The sequence below is a fragment of the Oceaniglobus trochenteri genome, assembly GCF_020529025.1.
GTDB lineage: Bacteria > Pseudomonadota > Alphaproteobacteria > Rhodobacterales > Rhodobacteraceae > Oceaniglobus > Oceaniglobus trochenteri.
This window is the reverse complement of sequence record NZ_JACNMM010000002.1, coordinates 468432-491212: the sequence shown is the minus strand read 5'-3', so window position 1 is coordinate 491212 and position 22781 is coordinate 468432. Positions and strand designations below refer to the sequence as shown.

The window sequence follows — 22781 nt, the reverse complement described above, 5'->3', positions numbered from 1 at the left end:
TTGTTACCGCTAACGGGCCCGGCGATCCACCATCAACTCAGCCGTTCTGCGCATAGATGAAGCCTACAATGCCGGCAAGGATCAGCCCGGCTATCACGGCCAGCGCGATCTTGATGGTGGAATAGGGTCGTTCGCCCTGCACCCGCCCGCTTTGCCCGTTCACCACGAAGCGGTAGGTCTTGCCGTTGTACTTGTAGGCCGCCAGCCAGACCGGCAGCAGGATATGCTTGAAGGTGACATCGGCGATCTGCGTCTCGATCCCGTGAATGCGCTGGCGGTCGCCGCCGATGTCAAAACGCACGTCGCGTTCGATCACCCGGTCCATATGGGCACGGGCCTCGGTGAATCCTTCCTCAAGCTGCACCTGGTAGCCCTCGGCGCGAAATCCGGCCAGGTACTCGGGGGCATAGGGCACCAGCGCCGACAGATCCCAGGGTTGCAGGGCATCGGTGAACCGCTTGGGCAGCGACCGCGAGGCCAGCACCAGCACATCGTCGAAGAACCGCGCCACCCGCCCCGAGCGGGGCGTCCAGCGGACCTTCTGCACCTGCACGGTCTGGCGCTTGCCGTCGCGCATCACCGTGCGGCTTTCGTAATATACGGTGCCGCGTTCGCCCCGATAGGCGCTTTTGGTATCGGCATCGAAGGTCCAGAAGGGAACGTAGATGCCCTGCATCCTGCGCCCCTTGCGGGCATATTCCGACAACCCGCCGGGGGCGAACCACAAACTGCCCAGCCAGTCGGTCATGGCGGCGCGGGCCTCGGGTTCGGCCAGCACGAAGGGCATGACGGCGCGCGGCTTGATGTGGCGGTGATCGCCGGTATCGGTGACGACGGGCGTGGCACAGAAGGGGCATTCCGTGGCATGGGTGTCGGCGCCCAGTTCCACCTCGGCGCCGCAGTTGGGGCACTGGGTCACGCGGGTGGTCTCGATCTCGGCCTCGGGCAGGCGCGCCTCGATGGCGGCGCGGAAATCCAGCTCGCGGATCGGGGCGATGGCCGGTCGGCTCCCGCCCAGGGGCGTTTCGTTGCCGCAATGATCGCAGATCATCTTGTCCTGCCCCGGATCAAAGCGCATGTCCGATCCGCAGGAATCGCAGGGGAACCGGTGGTCTTGGGGTGTCATGTGGGGGCGCGCTCCGTCTGGCCTCGCCACACCCTAGCCGCTAGAGAAACCGGTGCAACACCCGTGGCGCCATGATCCGCAGGGCATTGTCCCGCAACCAGAGATGCCGCCAGATGTGAAACCCCGCGTGGCCCAGGGCGATGACGGCAAGGGTATAGAACTCGATCTCGTGAATGCGCCCCACCCAGGCATTGGCGCGCGGCATGTCCAGCGGTGGCGCGATGGGCACGATCCCCCCGGCCCAAAGCAGTACCGCCGAGGTCAGGCCAAGGCCGAAACCGCTCAGCGCAACGCCGAAAACGCCCCAGACCAACACCCGGTGCAACGCCCGGTGCAGCCGCCGCCCCCAGGGGGGCAATTTCGGCCCCGGCCGCCCGGCCAACCCGCGCCGCCGGTAATCCACCCACCAGAGCAACGCCAGCGAAACGAAAACCAGCCCCAGCACCGAATGCAACTGCACGGCCCAGGCGCCCACCCGTTGCACATCGCGCGGCTGGACCAGGGTGAACCAGAGGAACAGCGGCACCATCGCCCAATGAAGCGCCTTCAGCCAACTGCGCCGGTGCGGCAGGCGGGATGTCAGTCCATTCATTGCCACTCCCCTTTCAACAGCAGCCACGCCGCACAAGGCCCGGGGGTTTCACGCCGCCCGCCCCCTCTTTCTTGCTGAAAATACTCCGGGGTCCGGGGCAGAGCCCCGGCCGGTCGGCCCCGGGCCCCCAGGCCGCAACCCGAAGCTCACCCCCCCGGCGGCGGGGGTGGCGGCCGCCCCGTGAACCGGGCGGGCCGGGCCCCCCCCCCCCCCCCCGCCGCCGCCCCCCCGCCCCGCCCCCCGGCCCCCCCCCCCCCCCCCCCCGGTCGGCCAGGGGCACCCTGGCCGAAACCGGAAGCTCACACCCCCGGCGGCGGGGGTGGCGGCATCACCGTGAACAGTTGCGCCAGTTCCGCAACCTCGCCCGCCTTGATCCAGCCGTCCTGGCCCTGGGTCCAGACATGGGTGTCGCGGGACAGGGCGCCGTCGGCCACCATCCGCCCCAATGAGGCCTTTGAAAACGGCCCCTTCGTCGCGCCGTTCTCGGCGATGTGCCAGACCTTCTCGACGGGGGGCGGCGGGGGTGGTGCCACGGGGGCCGGGCGGGGGCCCCAGGGGCCGGCGGCGCCCATCTGTCCGCCCATGGCCATGCCCAGCCCGGCGCCCATGCCGGTGGCCATGGCATTGCCCGCGCCGCTTTCGGCATTGCCAAGCGCCTCGGCGGCCTGGAACTGGGTATAGCGGTTCAGATCACCCACCACGCCCATCGAGGTGCGTTTGTCCATTGCCGCTTCCACGGCGGGGGGAAGCGAAATGTTCTCGATGTACAGTTCGGGGATGATCAGGCCATAGGCGGTCACGGTTTCCGAAATCCGCTCGGCCACCAGCTTGCCCAGATCGCCGGTATTGGCGGCCATGTCCAGAACCGGGATACCCGAGGTGGCCAGGACCCGCGAAAATTCCTGCACGATGATGTTGCGGATCTGGAAGCTGATCTCGTCCATGGTGAATTCGCCGTCGGTGCCGACGATTTCCGACATGAACCGCGAAGGGTCCGACACCTTGACGGTATAGGTGCCGAAGGCGCGCACGCGGGTGGGTCCGAACTCGGGGTCGCGCAGGATGATCGGGTTCTTGGTGCCCCATTTCAGGTCCGAAAACCGGGTGGTGTTGACGAAGTAGATTTCCGATTTGAACGGGCTCTGGAACCCGTGGTCCCAATGCTGAAGCGTCGTCATGATCGGCATGTTGTTGGTTTCAAGCATGTAAAGGCCCGGCGTGAACACATCCGCCAGTTGCCCCTCGTGGACAAAGACCGCCGCCTGGCCTTCACGCACCGTGAGCTTGGCGCCGTATTTTATCTCGTGGCCGTGTCTTTCGAACCGCCAGACCATGGTGTCGCGGGTGTCGTCGGTCCAGTGGATGACGTCGATGAACTGACCGGAAAGGAAATCGAAGATGGACATGGGGCCTCCGCAGGTGTCTGGCCGGGATAAGAGCATGGATCGCGCAGCGGGCCAAGGGATGCCACCGCCCGCCATTCCGGAGGGTCAGCTTTCGCCGCCCAGAAGTTCGGTGGCGATTTCCTGGGCAATGGGGCGGGCTTCGTGTTCGGTCATGCCCGGACGCATCCGGCGATCGTAGAGTATTTTCAGCAGCAGTTCGTCCTGGCGCGTGAGCAGGGCGAATTCCTCGTCATCGTTGAAGATCGAGGGGCGCGCGGCGGGGCTGTCGTTGGACAGACCAAGGCCCTGGGCGATCTCTTCGTGGATGCAGGACAGGCGCAGCAGATCGGGGTGTTCGGCACGGATCACCGCGACGGCGCGGGTATAGGCGCCGCTGTTGTCGCCATCCAGCGCGAAGACCAGGCAATAGGATGACTTGGGCATGTCGGTGACGGTACGCACCGCCAGGTTGCTGATGCCGGGCACAAGCTGGCGAAGCCGCGGCCCCAGGGCGCGGCGTTCCTGTTCGTTGACGATGAAGACGTTGTAGTTGCCGTTGGAGTTCACCTGGCGGATGGGAAGCCCGGTCAGCCGCGACAGGCGTGCGCCAAAGCGGTTGATGGCGTTGCGGTCGCGGATGCGCTTGTCGGCGGGCACGGTCGCGCCGAATTCGACCTGCATGCGCACCGGCTGTTCCCAGCGGTGAATGCGGCTGGCGGTGGCCCGGGGCACGAGGGTTCCGCCGACGCTGGCGTATTCCTCGAACAGCGCGATGCGCACGAAGTTGTCCACCAACTGGCGCACCCCGAAGGGCGTGTCGGCGCCGCCGCCGTCGCGCCGAAGCAGCCCCTGCGCCTGAAGCCCGCTTTGCACCCGCTGGTAATAGCTGGCCAATGCGCGGCTTTCGGCGCCCGGATCGGGGTCGGCCGGCTTTGGGGCGGGCGGTTCGGGTGTTGGCGGTGCGGCAGGGCGCGACGGCGGGCGCGGCACAGGCTCGACCGGTGGCGGCATGTCGCATCCCGCCATCCCGATCAGCGCCGAAAGCGCGCCACCCCATGCCCAGCCACGCATCACGGCATCAGCCCGGAATCGAGGTGGCGGCGACGTCACCCGTGCCAGTGGCCCGGGCCTTTGCCGAAGACAGGGCCTCTTTCAGCTCGGCCTCCATGCGCTTCAGCTCATCCTCGGCGGCGGCCCGTTTCGCCTTGCCCTCGTCGGCGATCTGCAGGGATTCCTGGATCGTGGCCACAAGATCGGCATTGGCGGCCTTGACGGCCTCGATGTCGAAGACGCCCCGTTCCATTTCCTGGCGCACGATCTTGTTGCTTTCGCGCAGGTTCTTGGCGTTCGAGGTCAGGAGGTCGTTTGTCAGGTCGTTGGCCTCGCGCACCGCGCCGGCGGCCTCGCGCGAGCGTTGGATGGTGACGGCCTGGGCCAGCTGGGTTTCCCACAGCGGCACGGTGTTCATCAGGGTGCTGTTGATCTTGGTGACCAGCGACTTGTCGTTTTCCTGCACAAGGCGGATGCTGGGCAGGGATTGCATGGTCACCTGGCGCGTCAGCTTCAGGTCGTGCACCCGGCGTTCCAGATCGTCGCGGGCGGCGCGCAGATCGCGCAGCTCTTGCGCCACCATCACGCCGTTCTCTTCGCTTGCGGCGTCGACCTCGGCCTGTTTGGCGGGAATGTCGGTGGCATCCAGGCGCTTCAGCTTCTCTTCGCCCGCCGCGATGTAAAGCGCGAGTTCATCGTAGAAGGACAGCGTCTTGTCATAGAGGATATCAAGCGACTTGATGTCCTTCAGCAGGGTGTGTTCGTGGGTCAGCAGGGTATCGGTGATCCGGTCGATCTGGTCCTGCACGTCCTCGAACCGGGCGGTGAACTTGGCCATGGGCGCCAGTTGACCGGTCAGCTTTTCCCACCATGACCGTTTGCGCCGAACGTCAAGCTCGGACACCGAGAAGCCGCGGATGGTGGTCACGATCTGGCGCAGGGAATCGCCGGCCGGGCCGACATCCTTGTTGCGCACGTCGGCCAGCATCGCCTGGCTGATCTCCTGCAACTCGGCCTGGGCGGCGCTGCCGAAGGACACGATGGAGTTCGTGTCGGTGATGTCGATCTCACCGATACGCCGTTCGATCTCGGCGGCGACGGGCGCGTCGGCCAGTTCGAAGGGCACATGCTGGTCGGTCGGTTCGGACAGGACAACGGCCGTCACCTCGTTGACCTCGGATTGGCGATCTGCGGCCTTCCTGGCGATGGTATCGGACATGAAACAGGATTCTCCCTTTTCGGTCTGCTGACCGGGTTACTCTTTGACGCGGCTTCGCGCCAGCCCTTCGCGCGCCAGCCGGTCGCGCAGCACCTCGATTTCAACGTCAAGGTCGCTGCGATCTTCCAGAAGCAACTTCTGCGTGCGCGCGGCGAATCCCTGCTCGAGATCGTCAAGCAGGGCGATGTAATCCTCGCGCACCCTGGCATCGCGGCTGCGGGCGTAGATATCGGCGAATTTCACCGTCGCATCGCGCGCGCCCAGAAGATAGACGCCCAGAAACTTGCGCGCGGCGGTCAGGTCGCGCGGGTCTTCCTCGACCGTGCGGCACATGGTGCGGGCGGTCTGGATGAAGGCATCCACCCGCGCCTCGACCGGGCGGTCGCCGGCGCGACGGATCGCATCCTTCATGGTGGCAAGGTGCTGCTCGGCCTCGTCGACCACCCGCGCGACGCGGCTGGCCTGGTGGGCATCGACCCCCTCGGCGCCCTTGCTGCGCAATGGGTCCGCCCCGAAGGACATGAGGTGCAGGCCCGCGCCCAGAACGGCAAAGATCACCGGCGCCACCAGGCTGCCGCCCTGCGCACCCACCAGCCCCAGCCCCAGGCCGGTGGCCACCGCACCGAAAACCTTGCGCGGAATCGCCGGCCGGCGGGCAACCCGGCGCGCGTCATAAGCCTCGTGGGCGATGACGCCCTCGCGGGTCAGCCAGGCGGCCAGCATCAGGATGCCGAAAGCACAGAGGTTGATGGCAAGGCCCACAGGCTCTTTGAAGAAGGCCAGGGGCAAGAGGGGGAAGGGTGCCACAAAGAGGGCGTTGACCCGGCCACCCGCCTTGGTGCGCGTCTTGCCCGCCCAGGCCGGGTTTTCCGCCGTGCCGCCCGCGGGGCCATCGGGGCTGTGCCTGCCTCCAAATCGCTGCGCCATGTCAGGCGGCCCCCCATATCGAGACGTAAAAGATCAGTGCCACCAGAAGCACGAAAGAAATCCGCTGCATTGCCCCATTCCCCATTTCGGCCTGCGCCAGGCGGGTGCGTCCGGCATCCGCCGCGCGCCCGATCGCCGAGATCACCCCGATGGCCATGGCCGCCAGGATGGCGACGAACAGCAGCACGATGAAAAGTCTGGCCATCTGTCGGCCTCCGTTGAAATCACTTGCGACAGGCCGGTTGCCTTGCCCCGGTTGCCGCGCTTACCCGCCTATGGTCCGGCTTTCCACCGGTTGGCCCTGAACGGCCTGCCGCTCGCGGTCCAGCTTGCGCTTGTAGCCCGACTGGATCACCTCGACCGCGACCAGAACCAGCACCGAAAAATAGAAGGTGCTCTTGCTCATGGGGATGATATCGTAACCGAAGACGCGGATTTGAAGGGTGTCGTCGTGCATTGCATGGGCGGCGGCGGGCCCGGCCTCGCCCAGAAGGACGACGCCGACGATCAGCAGGATGAACAGGCCCAGCACCTCGTACATGCGGTTTTTCTCCAGGAACCGGGTCACGCCATCGGCCAGCAGAAGCATGGCCAGCCCCGACAGGATGATCGCGGTGGCCAGGATCGGGAAGACATCGGTGATCGCCAGCGCCGAGAGGACGGAATCGAACGAGAAGATCAGGTTCATCAGCACGATCATCATCACCACCCCCATGGCCGATTTCCCGGCCTTGGCGTTCACGTCGGTATGCAGGTTCTGCACCGACAGCATGTGCGAAATCTCTTTCACGGCGGTATACATGATGAAGACGCCCCCGATGACGAAGACACAGGTGGCGAAGTTCACCCCGCCTTCAAGCACCCCGTCCCAGTCCAGGACGAAGAAGGGCGTCGCCAGGGCATCGATCAGGTGAATCATCACGAACAGAAGGATGACCCGCAGGGCCACCGCCACGATGATGCCCCAGAACCTGACGGCCTTCTGATGGGCGACGGGCGCGCGCTGGCTCTCGATCGAGATGTACAGCAGGTTGTCAAACCCCAGCACCGCCTGAAGGAAACACAACATGACCAGATGGCCAAGATTTTCGATTGTCAGCAACTCGGCCATGGCACCCCGCACTTGTAAACTGTCGTTTTGCCATCAGAAACCGAATGGCAGACCTATGCCAAGCGTCTATTTGCGCGGTTTGTTCCCGCCACGGCGCGGATCGGGGGGGGCGGGGCGTGCCTTGCGCACCCTCGCGGGCTTCAGCTTGGGGGCGCCTTCCATGCCCAGCTGGTCGCGCATGACGCGGCCCTTGATCTCTTCCGCCTCGCCGGGTTTCAGATCGTTCAGCCGGAACGGACCATAGCTGAGCCGGATCAGCCGCCCCACCTTCAGACCCACGGTTTCCAGCGCGCGGCGGATTTCGCGGTTCTTGCCTTCGCGCAGGCCCACGGTCAGCCAGGCATTGGCGCCCTGCTGCCGGTCCAGGGTGATCTCCATGCCCAGGAACCGCTCGCCGTCCACCGTCACGCCCTTGCGCAGGGTGGTCAGGTCGCTTTCCTTGGGGGTGCCGTTCACCCGCACCCGGTACTTGCGCAGCCAGCCGGTGCTGGGCAGCTCCAGCTGCCGCTTGATGCCGCCATCATTGGTCAGCAACAGCAACCCTTCCGAGTTCAGGTCAAGCCGACCTACCGACATCACCCGCGGCATGCCCTCGGGCAGGTTGTCGAAAACCGTGGGCCGGCCCTTTTCGTCGCGCGCACTGGTCACCAGCCCCGGAGGCTTGTGATACAGCCAAAGCCGGGGCGGCGCCGGAGGCTCGACCGGGTTGCCATCGACGGTGATCTCGTCGGTCTCGGTCACGTTCAGCGCGGGCGAACTGATGTGGCGTCCGTTCACCATGACGCGGCCGTCTTCGATCATCCGCTCGGCATCGCGGCGGCTGGCCAGTCCGGCGCGGGCCAGGACCTTGGCGATTCGGTCGCCGGGGGGGGGTGTTTCGCTCATGCCGTCTTCTACTCTGCCCGCCTGCCGGTGGAAAGGGGCGGTCAGGCGGCGCCGGAGGGGACGCTTGCATCTTTGGTCTTCAAATATCCCCGCCGGAGGCATTGAAAGTCTTTAACCAACCTTGCCGCCCCTCGCGACGCGGGCGAAGGTGCGCCATGGTCTTCCGTTCCCATATGTCACGCGCGCTGGAACAGGCGCGCGCCGCCGCCGCGCGGGGCGAGGTGCCCGTGGGGGCGGTGGTGATTGCACCGGACGGGGCGGTTCTGGCCGCGGCCGGCAACCGCACGCGCGAACTGCACGACCCTTCGGCCCATGCCGAGGTTCTGGCGATCCGCGCCGCCTGCGCCACCCTGCAAAGCCAGCGGCTGACCGGTTGCGACATCTACGTGACATTGGAGCCCTGCGCCGCCTGTGCCGCCGTCATCGCGGCGGCGCGCATCGCGCGGCTCTATTTCGGGGCGGACGATCCGAAGTCGGGCGGCGTGCTGCAGGGCGCGCGGGTCTTTTCGCACCCCCAGGCCCATCATTTCCCCGAAATCTATGATGGCATAGCGGCCCGCGAATCGGCGGCCCTTCTGCGGGAATTCTTCGAAAACCGCCGCTGACCCGAGGGCGCGGTGCCGATCAGGACACCGCCACGACGGCGTAATCCGGCGTCCCTTCCCAGATCAGATCCCACGAGGCGCCGGGGCGCACGTTCTGGATGGCGTGGGGTTCGAAACAGACCAGGCAGTTGCCGCCCGGCGCCTCCGCCCGCGCCGAGGGATAGATCAACCCGCGCGATCCGTCGCGCCGCAACCTCTCGGCAAGGCTCTGGCCCTCGGGGTATCCGATCTCGGGGTCGGGGTGCAGCGCGGCATGGCCCGGTTCGTCAGTGATGTCGTCGAAGACCCCGATGAAATCGGCCAGAATCTCGACATAGCGCGCGCTGTCCTCGAAGGTGCCGGCAAAGCGAAGCTCGCGCGTGCGGTGCCAGGCCACTTCGGAGACCGACACCAGCACATCCCAGGCGCAATACCAGGCCCCCCGTTCGCCTGTGTTGAACCTGTTTCCCCCGGCCCGGGTATAGGTGAAGGCGGCGTTCACATGGGTCTGACCATAGATGCGCAGATCCTGGGTGCGCCGCAGCCAGGCCAGTTCGCGGGGGTCGAGGTGCGGGTTGCGGCCACGTTCGGCCAGCAACCGGGTGCTGGTCAGCCCCTCGATCTCGGCCAGCACCTCAAGTTCTTCGTCGGTGTCCACCAGGCCGCGCAGGGCGGGGGGCTTGTGGTAGGTTGCGGGCAAAAGCCGCACAAGGCCGCGGTCCGAAAGCTCGGTACGTTTCATGCGCCGCCCCGAAGTGCGTCAAGATAGGTGCGGATCGCGAGGATCTGCGGCAAGCCGCCCTCGATCGCGGTATCGACGGGCCGGGCGCCCCCGAACAGCGGTCCGGTGTTGGGCCGGGTGAACCAGCTTCGCGCCAGCGGTTCGGAGAAGTAGAGTTCGAGCGATTTGTAGATCCCGATCACGGCACTGAGGCGCAAAAGCTGATCCTTGGTCAACTCGCCCGCGAACCCGGGTTTGCGGGCGCGCTTCCATGTGCTTTCCGACATGTCCGCCAGGGCGGCGGCATCTTTCTGTCCAAGGGCCCAGGCATCGACGACATTGGCATAGGCCTTGAGGGCGACAGCGTTGAGCGGGGTGGATTCGCGGGATGTGACGGCAACTGGCATTCTGGCCTCCTGTAGGTTCAATATGGGTCATATGATCTAATAGTAAAGACCAAATGATCCGATCGAACGCTAAGCGGCGAATCTGCGAATGTAGGCGGCGGCTGCGGCAGGCGCCGTGCAGGTATCGAAGAGAAGAATGGCCGGTTGAACTGGATAAAGAAAATGGGGCTTGGCTGCCTCCGGCCAACGGCTGTGCCCATACCGTATAGGTCTCGCGCATGACGGCGCAGGTCGCTTCGGCCTCGGCGCGGGTCTGCTTGCGTTCGGCATCCTGTTCGAAAATCGCATCCCAGAAAGGAGCCATGAAGACACGATGATTGTAGCGGGTTTCCGAGACTGCGGTGGCGATTTGTTGCGGAAGTGCGACGTGACCCCACCCGCGAGCTGCTGGGCTGGCACCTGTCGAAGTCCGGCAAGGCCACGACGGCCAGCGCCGCGCTCGAGCATGCCCTGATCGCGAGGTTCGGCACTTTGGGCCGGGTCGAAGACGAGTTCCTGCTGCGCTCGGACAATGGCCTGGTCTTCACCAGCCACCACTTCACGGCCATCGTCCGCAGCTACGGGCTGAAGCAGGAGTTCATCACCCCGCACTGTCCGCAGCAAAACGGCATGGTCGAGCGCTTCATTCGGACGCTCAAGGAGCAGTGCGTGCATCGCCACCGCTTCGAAAGCATCCAACATGCGATGCGCGTCATCGGTGACTGGATTGCCTTTTACAATAACCGCCGCCCTCACCAGGCGCTTGCCATGCGCACGCCTGCCGAGGCATTCAGATTAGCGGCTTAACCTGAGCAGATTCCGCTGGGTCAATACACGCCTGACAAAGGCGGGAGCACCTGAAAATCGAAGGTCGATTTCGTGACCTGCTTCTGCTCTTGAGGCGTGAGCTTGGCGGGGGCATCGTAGAAGGTTTCAGCGATGCAGTGGGTCATTTCTGGTACTTTTCACGTAGTGCCTTCACGAGGTCTGCATATTCAGGGAGCGGCTCATTCGGCTTCCGTTCATCGCTCTTGGAAACGAGATGATTGCTCTTTTTTGTAACACGTTTCGCGGTGCTTTTTTTCTTTCCTTTGGCGAATTTCTTCGTCGCCCTATCCTGTTCAGTCCTGACCGGCGAGCTGATCGGACGTAGGTGAATATCATCTGGCAAGGCAATTGACGTATCCCTTGCTTCCTCGACCCACGCGTCCAATGCGCCTTTTCGTGGCCCCTTTCGCCCAGATAGCTTTTCGAAAGCCCGGATCACGGTTGATCCGCCAAGGTAGCCACCCTTCCCCACCTTACACCCCCAACACCTTATCCCCGAGGAGACTGATCACCTTCGCTGCGACACGCCCTGACTTCGGACGTACAGAAGGCAGCGATACCGCGCTGTCCAGCAGCTACCAAATTTCCACCAAGAACTGATCCAGGTTTTCCATCGAGAACTGACCCACCCTCAAGTTATGCGGATCAGTTCGTGGCTGGGTCAAGGGGCCATCAGGCCTTATGCGTTCCAGACTGGTCGTGCACGCCAATCGGTAGGGAAACCCATTTTTGCGCGGTCGGAATCTGATTGCGCTTCGATCAGACTCCGCAGCCGATCTCGCCAAGTGCTGTCCGTCGCCTGCTTGTCCATCATGTGCAGCAGAACGACCAATATGTTATAGAGCCGATTGTCGTTCTCTTCTTGCGCGCCCTCGCTCACCAGTACCAAGTCATTCTTGAAGCGCTTGATCTTGGGCAGTCGTTTGACCGTCCTGCGGTTCCACAGCCGTCCGTGGTGTGCGCAAATGTTTCTGGTCAGCGCCAAGACCTGTAGAGTTCCTTCCACGGTCTCTTTGGTTGGCAAGCCCAGATCACGTCCCACCTGCGACTTGATTGAATTGTCCTTCGTTGCCTGAAACCACTTCGAGAGTTCGCCAAGCGTCATCAATTCGGTTGCTGACCAAAGGGGCGGGGAATAGGGGTCCGTGTACTTGCCTTTGTGGTGCAAAATGAAGGTTTCTTCGGATTTCTCCACGGCCCGAGCGAGACGAACGAGCTGTTCGGCATGGTTCAAAAAGCCAGAGAACAGCCGGTGATCCAGATGAGCATGAGCACCGTGGGCATGCGCCATATGATAGGTCCAGCGCGATCTCACGTGCACTTCAACACGCTCGATTGCTTCCAATACCAAGACGCGCAACCGTCGGTCGAAGACATACAGATCGGTTACTGCGCTGAGAGTTGCGCCGCTTTCGAAGACCTTGCTGCGCGCGTTTCCGTTTGCTGGAGGTTTTTCGAAGGGGAGCCAGTAGGCGCTCAGCCTGTAATATCCAACTGTCTCAAGCCACTTCTTTGCAGTGTCATGGTCTCCAACATCCATACCACGCTGGATGAGGAGCTGTAGTTGTTGCTCGATGCTTGAAGGCTTCTTCGTGAACTCCAAAGTATTGAGCAGACCCCTAAAAATAAGTAACCCCCCGGTATTGAGCTCGGCCTCTCGACCGGTCGCCTGGGGGGTGTTGTTGATGGAACAATATGTTCGGTCAGGGCGAATGTCAATGTATGTGCATGCGAAGCTCCCTGCACGACCGCGCCACAGCGTTCAGCCGATTTGTGCACCAGAGCCCGCTGCGCCTAGAAATGACGGTCAATTTGCCAGTTGCTGAACGACAAAATCGGCGCGTGATCCAACGTCGGTACAAGGCAACTCCATGATCTCGTATCCGAGTAAGGAGTAGGTCTCGCGCATGACGGCGCAAGTTGCTTGGGCCTCGGCGCGAGTCTGTTTGCGCTCAGCATCCTGTTGAAAAATCGCGTCCCAGTGTGGCGCCAGAAAGGCGGGGGCGTTGTAACGGGCTGCCTTGGCTGCTGCGGCGACGTGCGGCGGCACGGGGGGGCTGCAGAGGCTTAGATAGCCCATGATATCCGGAATACCTCGGTCGAATAACACGGGGCCTGAGAGCGCCTGTGCGATGCTGTGCGTGCGGAGGTCGCGCTCAAGCATCCGTTCGGCATAGGCCATGCGATCCGCCCACGGAAGGGCGTCTCCGCAGCTGGCCGTCTCCTCGCGGATGATCGCGCGGCCGGATTCGGGGATCGTATGAAAGCCGCGGCGGGCGAGCTCGGTGATCAGGCTGGTTTTGCCCGCACCGGGACCGCCCGTCACGACGAAGAAATGGTCGCTCATGGGCCATCCTCGGATTTGACAGGGGAAAGCGCTGCGAAGCGATCGACACGCTAGGAGCGGCGATCAAGGCAGCATGGATTTTCGTAGGGAAAACAGCACCGGTCTGCGTGGCAGAGGCAAATCCCCTGACAAGAAAGGCAGAACTATCTGGTGCTTTTCAAGGGAATTTGGTGGAGCCTAGCGGGATCGAACCGCTGACCTCCTGCATGCCATGCAGGCGCTCTCCCAGCTGAGCTAAGGCCCCGTGTGCAACCCGGTGTCTCCGTGTTGCAAGCGCGGTCTAGAAGATGATGCGGGGCAGTTCAAGCGAAAAATTGCACCCTGCATCATCTTCTTTTCGCGCATCAATCGTCGTCGTTCACGGCAACGTCGGCGATGTCGTCCAGGGACACGTCATCGTCGTCGTCCTCGTCTTCCAGGACGTCATCGCCCAGGTCGACTTCGTTGTCGTCATCATCGTCCAGAACGACATCTTCGTCGTCGTTCACATCGTCCTTGACGCTTTCCTTGTCGGCCTTGTCGGCCAGCATGGTGCGCGACCCCTTGCCGGTGTCCAGCACGACGACTTCGCCGGTATAGGGGCTGACCACGGGCGATTTGCCCAGGTCATAGAACCGTTTGCCGGTGGTCGGGCACACCCGCTTGGTGCCCCATTCTTCCTTGGGCATGTGAGACCCTTTCCTAGGTGATCCATGGTCGAAATTTGCTGTCCCATGCCACAGGCACAGGCCGAAGTCAAAGGCCAGTGTCGCTGGCCGCTTTTGTGCTGGTCCGCATCAAGGCGCTTGCGATAGACTGGCCTGCGATCCAGCGAGAGAGGCATTGGATATGGCCCAGGCGGTGCTGCCCGGCAACCCCCCGATCGACATCACGTTGCGGCGTTCGCCCCGGGCGCGACGCATCTCGCTGCGGGTGTCGGGGCTGGACGGCAAGGTGACGCTGACCCTGCCACGGCGCGGCAACGAGGCCGAGGCCATGGGATTCGTCCGCCAGAAGGAGGACTGGATTCGCCGCCAGCTTGCGCGCCGTCCGGGGGGGGTGGTGGTTGCGCCCGGTGTCGCCCTGCCTCTGCTGGGCCGTGAGGTGACGGTGGAAGAGGCCAGGGTGCGCGCGCCCCGGCTTGAGGGCGCGCGCCTTCTGGTGCCCATGGGGCAGGGGGCCGGGGCGCGGGCCGAGGCCCTGGTGAAGGCCGAGGCGCGGCGCGCGCTTCTGGCAGCCTCTGAACGCTATGGCGCGGCCCTGGGCCGCCGCCACGGCAAACTGACGCTGCGCGACACGCGCAGTCGCTGGGGGTCCTGTTCCTCGGCGGGAGATCTGATGTTTTCATGGCGGCTGGCGCTTGCGCCGCCCGAGGTGCTGGATTACGTCGCGGCCCACGAGGTGGCGCATCTTGAGCGGATGGACCATTCACCGGCCTTCTGGGCCGTCGTGGCGCGGCTGATGCCCGGCTATGCCGCCCCGCGGGCCTGGTTGCGGCGTGAGGGCGCAAGCCTGCACCGCTGGATCTTTCGCGAATGACCCCGCCCCCCCGCAGCACGGAACCGGCAGGCGCCGCCCACGACCGGGTCTATCGCAGCCTGCGCGGGCAGATCATGCACGGCGAGATGGCGCCCGGCGTGGCGCTGACCCTGCGCGGAATCGGCCGCCAGTTCGACGTGTCGATGACCCCGGCCCGCGAGGCGGTGCGCCGCCTGGCGGCCGAGGGCGCGCTGACCATTTCCTCGTCGGGGCGGGTGTCGACGCCCGAGCTGAGCAACGAGCGAATCGAGGAACTGGGGGCGTTGCGGGCGCTGCTGGAGGTGGAGCTGGCCTCGCGTGCCCTTCCCCGGGCGCATATCGCGCTGATCGACCGGTTGCAGGTGATCAACGGCGCCATGGCCGAGGTGATCGCACGGCATGACGCTGTGGGCTATATCCGCACCAACCTGGAATTCCACCGCACGCTGTACCTGCGCGCCCAGGCCCCCGCGATGCTGGCCATGTGCGAAACAGTCTGGCTGCAACTGGGGCCGACCATGCGCAAGCTTTACGGGCGGTTGCGGCGCACCGAGGTGCCATCGGGCCACCGCCTGATCGTTGCCGCGCTGCGAGCAGGAGACGAGCCGGGGCTGCGCCTGGCGGTGCGCACGGATGTGACCCAGGGGTTGCGGTTGTTGCTGGCCTAGAAGGGGGGGCTGTCTGCCCCCCGTCGGCTGCGCCGACCCCCCCGAGGATATTTGCAGGACCAAAGATGGGGGAGCGGGTGGGGAGGCGCCCCTTGGGACGGGCCGGGAATGGACGGACCGGCGCGGACGGGGCCGCGCCGGAATGCTCATGCCTCAGGCGTGGATTGCCCCGTCGCCGCAAGCCAGGGCCGCCTCGCGCACCGCTTCGCTGTAGGTGGGGTGGGCGTGGCAGGTCAGGGCCAGGTCCTGGGCGCTGGCGCCGAACTCCATCGCGACGCAGATCTCATGAATCAGGTCGCCGGCCATGGGGCCGATGATATGGGCGCCGAGAATGCGGTCGGTGTCCTTGTCGGCCAGCAGCTTCACGAAGCCTTCGGCGGCGAAGTTCGCCTTGGCGCGGCCGTTGCCCATGAAGGAGAACTTGCCCACCTTGTAGGCGCGGCCCTGATCCTTCAGCGCCTCTTCCGTCGCGCCGACATTGGCAACCTCGGGGTGGGTGTAGATCACGCCGGGGATCACGCCATAGTTCACATGGCCCTGCTTGCCGGCGATCACCTCGGCCACGGCCATGCCTTCATCCTCGGCCTTGTGGGCCAGCATGGGGCCTTCGATGGCGTCGCCGATGGCATAGATGCCCTTGATATTGGTGGCCCAGTGATCGTCGGTTTCGATCTGCCCGCGCTTGGTGGTGGTGATGTTCAGCGCGTCGAGCCCCAGGCCATCGGTAAACGGCTTGCGGCCCGTAGCCAGTAGCACGATGTCGGAGTCGATGGTGTGTTCGCTGTCGTCCTTCTTCAGCTTGTAGGTGGTCTTCGCCTTGCCGCCCGAGGTTTCGACCCCCTGCACGGCCGCCCCCATGATGAACTTGAGCCCCTGCTTCTCGAGCAGTCTCTTGAACTGCTTCTGCACTTCGCCGTCCATACCCGGGGTGATCGCGTCAAGGTATTCGACCACCGTCACCTCGGCCCCGAGCCGGCTGTAGACGCTGCCCATTTCCAGGCCGATCACGCCGGCACCGATCACCGTCAGGCTCTTCGGGATCTTCTTCAGCGACAGCGCGCCGGTGGAGGAGACCACGATCTTCTCGTCAAGTTCGACACCGGGGAGGGAAGCGACCTCGGAGCCCGAGGCGATGACGATGTTCTTCGCCTCGTGCACCTCGTCGCCCACCTTCACCTTGCCCGCCACGGGGATGCTGGCCCAGCCCTTGATCCAGTCGACCTTGTTCTTCTTGAACAGGAATTCGATGCCCTTGGTGTTCTGGGCGATGGTGTCTGCCTTGTAGCTTTGCATCTGGGCCCAGTCGACGCTGGGCGATTTGCCCTTCAGGCCCATGGCGGCGAAGTTGTGTTCGGCCTCGTGCAGCATGTGGGTGGCGTGCAGCAGCGCCTTGGAGGGGATGCAGCCGACGTTGAGGCAGGTGCCGCCCAGGGTGTCGCGCCCCTCGACGCAGGCGGTCTTCAGGCCCAGTTGCGCGCAGCGGATGGCGCAGACGTATCCGCCGGGGCCGGAGCCGATGACGATGACATCGTAGGAGGACATGGGGCGTTTCCTTTCGTTGCGTCGGGGTGGGGGCGCGGCCCCCCGGCCTTTCAGGCCTCCCCCCGGAGTATTTCGGTCAAAGAAGAAGTCAAAGGAGGGCCGCGATCAGCATGATAAGGGTGGCGCCCCAGCCGATGCTCCAGATGAGCGAGCGCCAGGGGCGCAGGCCCAGGGCATAGGCGGGCACATAGAGGACGCGGGCGGCCAGGTAGACCCAGCCGCAGAGGGCCGAGAGGGTGCCGTTCTGGCCCGACATCTGGGTGACGGCAACGGCGATGGTGAAGAGGATCAGGCCCTCGAAATGGTTGGACAGTGCGCGGCCCAGGCGGGCTGTGCGCGCCGACATCTCGCGCGACGGCGGCCGGTCGCGGGCCGAGGTGGTATAGCCCGAGCCGAGTTCCAGGTTCGCCGGCACCGCGAAGAGCACGAATTGCAGGCATTGCAGCAGGGCGGCGAGGGTAAGGGCGGTGAGTTCGGGGGTCATGCGGTTTCCACGAAATGAAACTCGGAACTGGTAACAGCTGCGCGTTTGTCCAGAAGGCCAGACTGTACGGTGTCGACCCAGGATTGCGCCTGATCCCTGTCGGATACTTCGAACAGCGCCCAGCGGGTGCCCTTATCGGAAGCGTCGATCCAGAGTTGCAGGAGATTCAGCCCGGCGTTGGCCTGATTCTCGCGGTCCGATGCGAACGCGCTTTCCCAGGCTGCGGGATCGGTCGTCTTCTGGCGAAGAATGAGTTGCATTTCCTGTGCCTTTCTATCCGGGGCGCGACTGCCTGGTGCATAATCGCGCCCCGAACACGTATGGAGACGCCCGGACCCTTACAGATCCATCAGCAACCGGCGCGGATCTTCCAGCGCTTCCTTGACGCGCACAAGGAAGGTCACCGCGCCCTTGCCGTCGACGATGCGATGGTCATAGGACAGGGCCAGGTACATCATCGGGCGGATTTCCACCTTGCCGTTGATCGCCATGGGGCGGTCCTGGATCTTGTGCATGCCCAGGATGCCCGATTGCGGCGGGTTCAGGATGGGCGAGGACATGAGCGAGCCGTAGACGCCGCCGTTGGAGATGGTGAAGGTGCCGCCCTGCATTTCCGCCATCGACAGTTTGCCGTCGCGGGCCTTGGCGCCCATCTCGGCAATGCTCTTCTCGATCGTGGCGAAGGACATGGCGTCGGCGTCGCGGATGACCGGCACCACAAGGCCGGTGGGGGTGCCCGCCGCGATGCCCATGTGCACAAAGTTCTTGTAGACGACATCGGTGCCGTCGATTTCGGCGTTGACCTCGGGCACCTCTTTCAGGGCATGCACGCAGGCCTTGGTGAAGAACGACATGAAGCCCAGCTTCACGCCATGTTTCTTCTGAAACAAGTCCTTGTATTCGTTGCGCAATGCCATGACCTCGGTCATGTCGACCTCGTTGTAGGTGGTCAGCATGGCCGCGGTGTTCTGGCTGTCCTTCAGGCGCTTGGCGATGGTCTGGCGCAGGCGGGTCATCTTGACCCGTTCCTCGCGGTCGGCATCGGCGGCGGGGGCAGGCGCGCGGGGGGCGGGCGCGGGCGAAGAGGAAGCCTTGGCGCCCGATGAGAGCGCGTTGAGCACATCCTCTTTCATCACGCGGCCATCCTTGCCGGTGGCGGTGACATCATCACGCGAAACGCCCTTTTCGGCCATCAGCTTCTTGGCCGAGGGCGCGTCTTCCACGTCCTTGCCGCCCTGATCGCCGCGTCCGCCCGGGTGTTCGGTGGTCTCGGGCGTTCCGGCGGCCACCGAATCGGGCTGGCCTTCGCCACCCCTGCTCATCGTGGCCAGCTTGCCGCCCGCCTCGACGGTGTCGCCTTCCTTGGCAAGGATTTCGCCCAGCACGCCGGCGGCGGGGGCGGGCACCTCGACCGAAACCTTGTCTGTCTCCAGCTCGCACAGCATCTCATCAGCCTCGACCTTGTCGCCGGTCTTCTTGAACCAGGTCGAAACGGTGGCTTCGGTCACGGATTCGCCCAGGGTGGGCACCATGATGTCGACGCTCTGCGCCTCGGCCTTTGCGGGGGCGGATTTCTGTTCGGGTTTCTGCCCGGATTTCTCCTCGCCCTTCGGGGTCACCTCTTCGGGGCCGGCGTCGCCGTGCTCGGCGATGGTGGCCAGCAGGGCATCGACGCCGACGGTATCACCCTCGGCGGCGACCAGTTCGGCCAGTTTGCCGGCGACGGGCGAGGGGACCTCGACGGTCACCTTGTCGGTTTCCAGTTCGCACAGCATTTCATCGACGGCCACGCTGTCGCCCGGTTTCTTGAACCAGGTGGCGACGGTGGCTTCGGTGACGGATTCGCCCAGTGTGGGAACGCGGACTTCGGTGCTCATATCTTATCCTTCCAGGCCAAGTGCGGCGGCCACAAGCGCGGCCTGTTGTGCTTTGTGTTGCGAGGCAAGCCCCGTCGCAGGCGAGGCCGAGGCCGGGCGCCCGGCGTATTCGGGGCGGGTGGTGTCGGCCTTGATGCGGCTCAGCACCCATTCGATGTTGGGCTCGATGAAGCTCCAGGCGCCCTGGTTCTTGGGCTCTTCCTGGCACCAGATCATCTCGGCGCCCTTGAACCGCTCAAGCTCGTTCACCAGCGATTTCGCGGGGAACGGATAGAACTGTTCAAGGCGCAGAAGATAGACATCGTCCAGCCCCGCCTCGTCACGCTTTTCCAGAAGGTCATAATAGACCTTGCCCGAGCACATGACGACGCGCCGGATCTCGCTGTCGGGTTTCAGCGCCAGGTCGGAATTCCCGTGCTGGGCATCGTCCCACAGCACCCGGTGGAAACTGCTGCCGGTCTGGAATTCCTCGGCCCGGCTGACGGCCATCTTGTGGCGCAGCAGCGACTTGGGCGTCATCAGAACCAGCGGCTTGCGATAGCTGCGGTGCAACTGGCGGCGCAGGATGTGGAAATAGTTGGCCGGGGTGGTGCAGTTGGCGACGATCCAGTTGTCCTGGCCGCACATCTGCAGGAACCGCTCCAACCGTGCCGACGAATGCTCGGGGCCTTGCCCTTCGTAGCCATGGGGCAACAGGCAGACCAGCCCCGACATGCGCAGCCATTTCGATTCACCGGAACTGATGAATTGGTCGAACATGATCTGCGCGCCGTTGGCGAAATCGCCGAACTGCGCCTCCCAGAGGGTCAGCGCGTTGGGTTCGGCCAGCGAATAGCCGTATTCGAACCCAAGAACCGCATATTCCGACAGCATCGAATCGATGACCTCGAACTGGGCCTGGCCCTCGCGGATGTGGTTCAGCGGATAGTAGCGGTCTTCGTCGTTCTGGTTCACCAGCGCCGAGTGGCGTTGCGAGAAGGTGCCGCGCGCGCTGTCTTGGCCCGAAAGGCGCACGGGATAGCCCTCAAGCAGCAGCGAACCGAAGGCCAGTGCCTCGGCCGTGGCCCAATCGAAGCCTTCGCCGCTTTCCAGCATCTGCTTCTTGGCTTCCAGCAGGCGATCGACGGTCTTGTGAATGGCGAAACCCTCGGGCGCGGTCGAGATCGCCTTGCCGATGGCATCGAATTCCTTCTTGTCGATGGCGGTCTTGCCGCGCTGGTACTTCTTGCCCTGCTTGTCCAGGTGCGACCAGCGCCCGTCCAGCCAGTCGGCCTTGTTGGGGCGGTACTCCTTGCCGGCCTCGAACTCGTCGTTCAGGTAGGATTGGAACTGCGCCTTGGCATCCTCGATCTCGCCCTCGGGAATCAGGCCGTCGGCCACCAGGCGGTCAGTATAGAGCGTGAGCGTGGTCTTCTGCTTCTTGATCTTCTGGTACATCTGGGGGTTGGTGAACATCGGTTCGTCCCCCTCGTTGTGACCGAAGCGGCGATAGCAGAACATGTCGATCACCACGTCCTTGTGGAACTTCTGGCGGAACTCGGTCGCCACCTTGGCGGCATGGACCACCGCCTCGGGGTCGTCGCCGTTGACGTGGAAGATCGGCGCCTCGACCACCAGCGCGTTGTCGGTGGGATAGGGCGATGAGCGCGAGAAATGCGGCGCCGTGGTAAAGCCGATCTGGTTGTTGACCACGATATGGATGGTGCCGCCCGTGCGGTGGCCGCGCAGCCCGGAAAGGGCGAAACACTCGGCCACGACGCCCTGGCCGGCAAAGGCCGCGTCACCGTGCAGAAGCACCGGCAGAACCTTCGTGCGCTCGCTGTCGTTCAACTGGTCCTGCTTGGCGCGGGCCTTGCCCAGGACGACGGGGTTCACCGCCTCGAGGTGGCTGGGATTGGCCGTCAGCGACAGGTGCACCGTGTTGCCGTCGAATTCGCGGTCGGACGAGGCGCCAAGGTGGTATTTCACGTCGCCCGAGCCATCGACATCCTCGGGCTTGAAGCTGCCGCCCTGGAATTCGTTGAAGATCGCGCGATAGGGCTTCTGCATGACGTTGGCCAGCACCGACAGACGGCCCCGGTGGGGCATGCCGATGATGATGTCGCGCACGCCCAGGTTGCCGCCCCGCTTGATGATCTGCTCCATCGCGGGGATCAGGGATTCACCCCCGTCCAGGCCGAAGCGTTTGGTGCCCATGTATTTGACATGCAGGAATTTCTCGAAACCCTCGGCCTCGACCAGCTTGTTCAGGATCGCCTTGCGCCCTTCGCGGGTAAAGGCGATTTCCTTGCCGTAGCCTTCGATGCGTTCCTTCAGCCACGAGGCCTGCTCGGGGTCGGAGATATGCATGTATTGCAGGGCGAAGGTGCCGCAGTAGGTGCGCTTCACGATATCCGTGATCTCGCGCATCGAGGCGATTTCGAGGCCCAGTACGTTGTCGATGAAGATCGGGCGGTCCATGTCGGCTTCGGTGAAGCCATAGGACTTCGGGTCAAGCTCGGGGTGGGCGGTCTCATCGCGCAGGTTCAGCGGATCGAGATCGGCCGCAAGATGCCCGCGAATCCGGTAGGCGCGGATGATCATCAGGGCGCGGATGCTGTCCAGGACGGCGCGCTTGATCGCCTCGTCGCTGACGCTCACGCCCTTTTCGGCGGCCTTGGCGGCGATCTTCTGACCGGCGGCCTTCGCCTCGGCCTGGGGGGCTGCGGGCCACTGCCCGTCAAGTGCCGCCGTCAGGTCGTCGGCGGGCTGCGGCGGCCAGTCGGCGCGCGCCCAGCTCGGGCCGGCCGCTTCGGCGCGGGCCTCGTCGGGGGTGTCTCCCAGGGTCTTGAAGAAGGCCTGCCAGCTTTCGTCGACCGCCGAAGGATCGTTCGCATAGCGGGCGTAAAGCTGTTCAAGATACTCGGCGTTGTGCCCCTGCATGAAGCTGGAGGCGTGATAAACGTCGTTCGGGGACTGGTCGGTCATTGTTGCACCTCATGGGGGTTGGGACCGTAGACATTGGTGCCGGGCTGGCTGCGCCGGGTCAGCCACCAAAGCACGAGCAGGGGCGATATCGCCAAAACAATCATCGCGGGAACAAGGATGATGGCGGCCAGACCGCCAGCGGTGCCATCGTCGAACATGCCGAAGCCGCCGAAAAAGGCGATGGCCATGCTGATGCCGATGGTCACGATCAGCGGATAAAGCAGGTAGAACCCGCTGCGTCCGGTGTCATGCATCCGCCGCCACCCCGCCGAAAGGGTGGGGATCAGGACGATCAGGCTGAACAGGCTGGCCAGAGGCCCGTCGGATTCGACGGCCACCGTGTCGGGCGTGGTGGTGATGGAACCTGCCCCGAACACCAGGGCATCGAGCACGCCCAGAACAATCGAGGCCAGGATGATGAACAGCATGAACCACCAGTATTCACTGCGCGGGGCGCGGCCCGAAAAGGTGAAATACTTGCGAAAGCAGGTTTTGACGGACTGCTGGAAGGTCATGACAGGATGCTCCGGTGCCCTTCGATGAACGGGGCGGGCCCGCAGGCCCGGGACGGGATGCCAGCCAGGT

The 22781-nt window shown here is 64.4% G+C and carries 26 protein-coding genes and 1 tRNA gene; 4 read left to right on the top strand and 23 right to left on the bottom strand.

The genetic code is table 11. The features are described from left to right. Window positions 1-37: 37 nt before the first annotated feature. From H7828_RS02615 to H7828_RS02575, 9 genes are all read right to left on the bottom strand, one after another. Window positions 38-1126 (bottom strand): TFIIB-type zinc ribbon-containing protein, encoded by a 1089-nt coding sequence (locus H7828_RS02615; protein ID WP_226779380.1) that lies wholly within the window; start codon window positions 1124-1126, stop codon window positions 38-40. A gap of 40 nt (window positions 1127-1166) precedes the next feature. Next, on the bottom strand, window positions 1167-1718 hold the full coding sequence (locus tag H7828_RS02610; RefSeq protein WP_226779379.1) for a cytochrome b: 552 nt from the start codon (window positions 1716-1718) through the stop codon (window positions 1167-1169). Window positions 1719-2017: 299 nt separating this feature from the next. After that, a complete protein-coding gene (locus tag H7828_RS02605; RefSeq protein ID WP_226779378.1) occupies window positions 2018-3124 on the bottom strand; it encodes an SPFH domain-containing protein in 1107 nt (368 codons plus the stop codon). 84 nt (window positions 3125-3208) lie between these two features. After that, entirely contained in the window at window positions 3209-4174 is a 966-nt protein-coding gene (locus H7828_RS02600; RefSeq protein ID WP_226779377.1) for a DUF2927 domain-containing protein, read from the bottom strand. A gap of 7 nt (window positions 4175-4181) precedes the next feature. Continuing rightward, window positions 4182-5372 carry a toxic anion resistance protein gene (locus tag H7828_RS02595; protein WP_226779376.1) on the bottom strand — a complete coding sequence of 397 codons (1191 nt, stop codon included), beginning with the start codon at window positions 5370-5372 and terminating at the stop codon, window positions 4182-4184. A gap of 36 nt (window positions 5373-5408) precedes the next feature. Beyond that, window positions 5409-6299, bottom strand: coding sequence for a 5-bromo-4-chloroindolyl phosphate hydrolysis family protein (locus tag H7828_RS02590; protein ID WP_226779375.1), 891 nt, complete (start codon window positions 6297-6299; stop codon window positions 5409-5411). Between the two features lies 1 nt (window position 6300). Then, window positions 6301-6504: a hypothetical protein gene (locus H7828_RS02585; RefSeq protein WP_226779374.1), complete on the bottom strand. Its 204-nt coding sequence runs from the start codon at window positions 6502-6504 to the stop codon at window positions 6301-6303. A gap of 60 nt (window positions 6505-6564) precedes the next feature. Next, window positions 6565-7410, bottom strand: a complete 846-nt coding sequence (locus H7828_RS02580) for a TerC family protein (protein WP_226779373.1) — start codon at window positions 7408-7410, stop codon at window positions 6565-6567. Window positions 7411-7476: 66 nt separating this feature from the next. Further along, entirely contained in the window at window positions 7477-8295 is an 819-nt protein-coding gene (locus H7828_RS02575; protein WP_226779372.1) for a pseudouridine synthase, read from the bottom strand. A 155-nt stretch (window positions 8296-8450) separates the two neighbouring features. Between H7828_RS02575 and H7828_RS02570 the strand changes: the two genes are divergently transcribed. Further along, window positions 8451-8900, top strand: coding sequence for a nucleoside deaminase (locus H7828_RS02570; protein ID WP_226779371.1), 450 nt, complete (start codon window positions 8451-8453; stop codon window positions 8898-8900). A 19-nt stretch (window positions 8901-8919) separates the two neighbouring features. Here the strand turns inward: H7828_RS02570 and H7828_RS02565 are convergent, their stop codons facing one another. Together H7828_RS02565 and H7828_RS02560 are read right to left on the bottom strand one after the other, a co-directional pair. Next, window positions 8920-9621 (bottom strand): RES family NAD+ phosphorylase, encoded by a 702-nt coding sequence (locus tag H7828_RS02565; RefSeq protein WP_226779370.1) that lies wholly within the window; start codon window positions 9619-9621, stop codon window positions 8920-8922. Beyond that, window positions 9618-10007 (bottom strand): antitoxin Xre-like helix-turn-helix domain-containing protein, encoded by a 390-nt coding sequence (locus tag H7828_RS02560; RefSeq protein ID WP_226779369.1) that lies wholly within the window; start codon window positions 10005-10007, stop codon window positions 9618-9620. Before H7828_RS02560 ends, H7828_RS02565 begins: the two co-directional genes overlap by 4 nt. A 360-nt stretch (window positions 10008-10367) precedes the next feature. Between H7828_RS02560 and H7828_RS02555 the strand changes: the two genes are divergently transcribed. Next, window positions 10368-10793: an integrase core domain-containing protein gene (locus H7828_RS02555; RefSeq protein ID WP_226779368.1), complete on the top strand. Its 426-nt coding sequence runs from the start codon at window positions 10368-10370 to the stop codon at window positions 10791-10793. A 20-nt stretch (window positions 10794-10813) separates the two neighbouring features. Here H7828_RS02555 and H7828_RS22800 read toward each other — a convergent pair whose 3' ends face one another. The 6 genes from H7828_RS22800 to H7828_RS02530 form a co-directional block, all read right to left on the bottom strand. Further along, window positions 10814-10939 carry a hypothetical protein gene (locus tag H7828_RS22800; protein ID WP_281070677.1) on the bottom strand — a complete coding sequence of 42 codons (126 nt, stop codon included), beginning with the start codon at window positions 10937-10939 and terminating at the stop codon, window positions 10814-10816. Then, window positions 10936-11253 carry a hypothetical protein gene (locus tag H7828_RS02550; RefSeq protein WP_226779367.1) on the bottom strand — a complete coding sequence of 106 codons (318 nt, stop codon included), beginning with the start codon at window positions 11251-11253 and terminating at the stop codon, window positions 10936-10938. The genes H7828_RS22800 and H7828_RS02550 overlap by 4 nt, the downstream gene beginning before the upstream one ends. A 240-nt stretch (window positions 11254-11493) precedes the next feature. Beyond that, window positions 11494-12417, bottom strand: coding sequence for an Abi family protein (locus H7828_RS02545; RefSeq protein ID WP_226779366.1), 924 nt, complete (start codon window positions 12415-12417; stop codon window positions 11494-11496). Between the two features lie 204 nt (window positions 12418-12621). Further along, window positions 12622-13161 carry an AAA family ATPase gene (locus tag H7828_RS02540; protein ID WP_226779365.1) on the bottom strand — a complete coding sequence of 180 codons (540 nt, stop codon included), beginning with the start codon at window positions 13159-13161 and terminating at the stop codon, window positions 12622-12624. Between the two features lie 168 nt (window positions 13162-13329). Continuing rightward, window positions 13330-13405, bottom strand: a tRNA-Ala gene (locus H7828_RS02535). Window positions 13406-13505: 100 nt separating this feature from the next. Further along, window positions 13506-13829, bottom strand: coding sequence for a TIGR02300 family protein (locus tag H7828_RS02530; protein ID WP_226779364.1), 324 nt, complete (start codon window positions 13827-13829; stop codon window positions 13506-13508). 160 nt (window positions 13830-13989) lie between these two features. Between H7828_RS02530 and H7828_RS02525 the strand changes: the two genes are divergently transcribed. After that, window positions 13990-14679 carry a M48 family metallopeptidase gene (locus H7828_RS02525; protein ID WP_226779363.1) on the top strand — a complete coding sequence of 230 codons (690 nt, stop codon included), beginning with the start codon at window positions 13990-13992 and terminating at the stop codon, window positions 14677-14679. Next, the gene (locus H7828_RS02520; protein ID WP_226779362.1) at window positions 14676-15326 is read left to right on the top strand and encodes a GntR family transcriptional regulator; all 651 of its coding nucleotides are present in this window, start codon (window positions 14676-14678) and stop codon (window positions 15324-15326) included. The genes H7828_RS02525 and H7828_RS02520 overlap by 4 nt, the downstream gene beginning before the upstream one ends. A 153-nt stretch (window positions 15327-15479) precedes the next feature. Here H7828_RS02520 and lpdA read toward each other — a convergent pair whose 3' ends face one another. The 6 genes from lpdA to H7828_RS02490 all read right to left on the bottom strand — a co-directional run bounded on the left by lpdA (window position 15480) and on the right by H7828_RS02490 (window position 22711). Further along, window positions 15480-16868 carry a dihydrolipoyl dehydrogenase gene (gene lpdA, locus H7828_RS02515; RefSeq protein WP_226779361.1) on the bottom strand — a complete coding sequence of 463 codons (1389 nt, stop codon included), beginning with the start codon at window positions 16866-16868 and terminating at the stop codon, window positions 15480-15482. An 88-nt stretch (window positions 16869-16956) separates the two neighbouring features. After that, a complete protein-coding gene (locus tag H7828_RS02510; RefSeq protein WP_226779360.1) occupies window positions 16957-17352 on the bottom strand; it encodes an MAPEG family protein in 396 nt (131 codons plus the stop codon). Then, complete coding sequence (locus H7828_RS02505; protein WP_226779359.1) at window positions 17349-17612, bottom strand: DUF3303 family protein; 264 nt, start codon at window positions 17610-17612, stop codon at window positions 17349-17351. Before H7828_RS02505 ends, H7828_RS02510 begins: the two co-directional genes overlap by 4 nt. Window positions 17613-17690: 78 nt before the next feature. Beyond that, the gene (gene odhB / locus H7828_RS02500; protein WP_226779358.1) at window positions 17691-19229 is read right to left on the bottom strand and encodes a 2-oxoglutarate dehydrogenase complex dihydrolipoyllysine-residue succinyltransferase; all 1539 of its coding nucleotides are present in this window, start codon (window positions 19227-19229) and stop codon (window positions 17691-17693) included. A gap of 3 nt (window positions 19230-19232) precedes the next feature. Continuing rightward, entirely contained in the window at window positions 19233-22196 is a 2964-nt protein-coding gene (locus H7828_RS02495) for a 2-oxoglutarate dehydrogenase E1 component (protein ID WP_226779357.1), read from the bottom strand. Continuing rightward, complete coding sequence (locus H7828_RS02490; RefSeq protein WP_226779356.1) at window positions 22193-22711, bottom strand: DUF805 domain-containing protein; 519 nt, start codon at window positions 22709-22711, stop codon at window positions 22193-22195. Before H7828_RS02490 ends, H7828_RS02495 begins: the two co-directional genes overlap by 4 nt. Window positions 22712-22781 lie beyond the last annotated feature (70 nt).

Coding starts and splice junctions, on each gene's coding strand:
- H7828_RS02580 (WP_226779373.1), bottom strand. CDS start 7,410: ATGGCCGAGTTGCTGACAATCGAAAATCTTGGCCATCTGGTCATGTTG.
- H7828_RS02560 (WP_226779369.1), bottom strand. CDS start 10,007: ATGCCAGTTGCCGTCACATCCCGCGAATCCACCCCGCTCAACGCTGTC.
- H7828_RS02510 (WP_226779360.1), bottom strand. CDS start 17,352: ATGACCCCCGAACTCACCGCCCTTACCCTCGCCGCCCTGCTGCAATGC.
- lpdA (WP_226779361.1), bottom strand. CDS start 16,868: ATGTCCTCCTACGATGTCATCGTCATCGGCTCCGGCCCCGGCGGATAC.
- H7828_RS02590 (WP_226779375.1), bottom strand. CDS start 6,299: ATGGCGCAGCGATTTGGAGGCAGGCACAGCCCCGATGGCCCCGCGGGC.
- H7828_RS02575 (WP_226779372.1), bottom strand. CDS start 8,295: ATGAGCGAAACACCCCCCCCCGGCGACCGAATCGCCAAGGTCCTGGCC.
- H7828_RS02505 (WP_226779359.1), bottom strand. CDS start 17,612: ATGCAACTCATTCTTCGCCAGAAGACGACCGATCCCGCAGCCTGGGAA.
- H7828_RS02570 (WP_226779371.1), top strand. CDS start 8,451: ATGGTCTTCCGTTCCCATATGTCACGCGCGCTGGAACAGGCGCGCGCC.
- H7828_RS02585 (WP_226779374.1), bottom strand. CDS start 6,504: ATGGCCAGACTTTTCATCGTGCTGCTGTTCGTCGCCATCCTGGCGGCC.
- H7828_RS02495 (WP_226779357.1), bottom strand. CDS start 22,196: ATGACCGACCAGTCCCCGAACGACGTTTATCACGCCTCCAGCTTCATG.
- H7828_RS02490 (WP_226779356.1), bottom strand. CDS start 22,711: ATGACCTTCCAGCAGTCCGTCAAAACCTGCTTTCGCAAGTATTTCACC.
- H7828_RS02565 (WP_226779370.1), bottom strand. CDS start 9,621: ATGAAACGTACCGAGCTTTCGGACCGCGGCCTTGTGCGGCTTTTGCCC.
- H7828_RS02530 (WP_226779364.1), bottom strand. CDS start 13,829: ATGCCCAAGGAAGAATGGGGCACCAAGCGGGTGTGCCCGACCACCGGC.
- H7828_RS02615 (WP_226779380.1), bottom strand. CDS start 1,126: ATGACACCCCAAGACCACCGGTTCCCCTGCGATTCCTGCGGATCGGAC.
- H7828_RS02540 (WP_226779365.1), bottom strand. CDS start 13,161: ATGAGCGACCATTTCTTCGTCGTGACGGGCGGTCCCGGTGCGGGCAAA.
- H7828_RS02595 (WP_226779376.1), bottom strand. CDS start 5,372: ATGTCCGATACCATCGCCAGGAAGGCCGCAGATCGCCAATCCGAGGTC.
- odhB (WP_226779358.1), bottom strand. CDS start 19,229: ATGAGCACCGAAGTCCGCGTTCCCACACTGGGCGAATCCGTCACCGAA.
- H7828_RS22800 (WP_281070677.1), bottom strand. CDS start 10,939: ATGACCCACTGCATCGCTGAAACCTTCTACGATGCCCCCGCCAAGCTC.
- H7828_RS02610 (WP_226779379.1), bottom strand. CDS start 1,718: ATGAATGGACTGACATCCCGCCTGCCGCACCGGCGCAGTTGGCTGAAG.
- H7828_RS02605 (WP_226779378.1), bottom strand. CDS start 3,124: ATGTCCATCTTCGATTTCCTTTCCGGTCAGTTCATCGACGTCATCCAC.
- H7828_RS02520 (WP_226779362.1), top strand. CDS start 14,676: ATGACCCCGCCCCCCCGCAGCACGGAACCGGCAGGCGCCGCCCACGAC.
- H7828_RS02600 (WP_226779377.1), bottom strand. CDS start 4,174: ATGCGTGGCTGGGCATGGGGTGGCGCGCTTTCGGCGCTGATCGGGATG.
- H7828_RS02525 (WP_226779363.1), top strand. CDS start 13,990: ATGGCCCAGGCGGTGCTGCCCGGCAACCCCCCGATCGACATCACGTTG.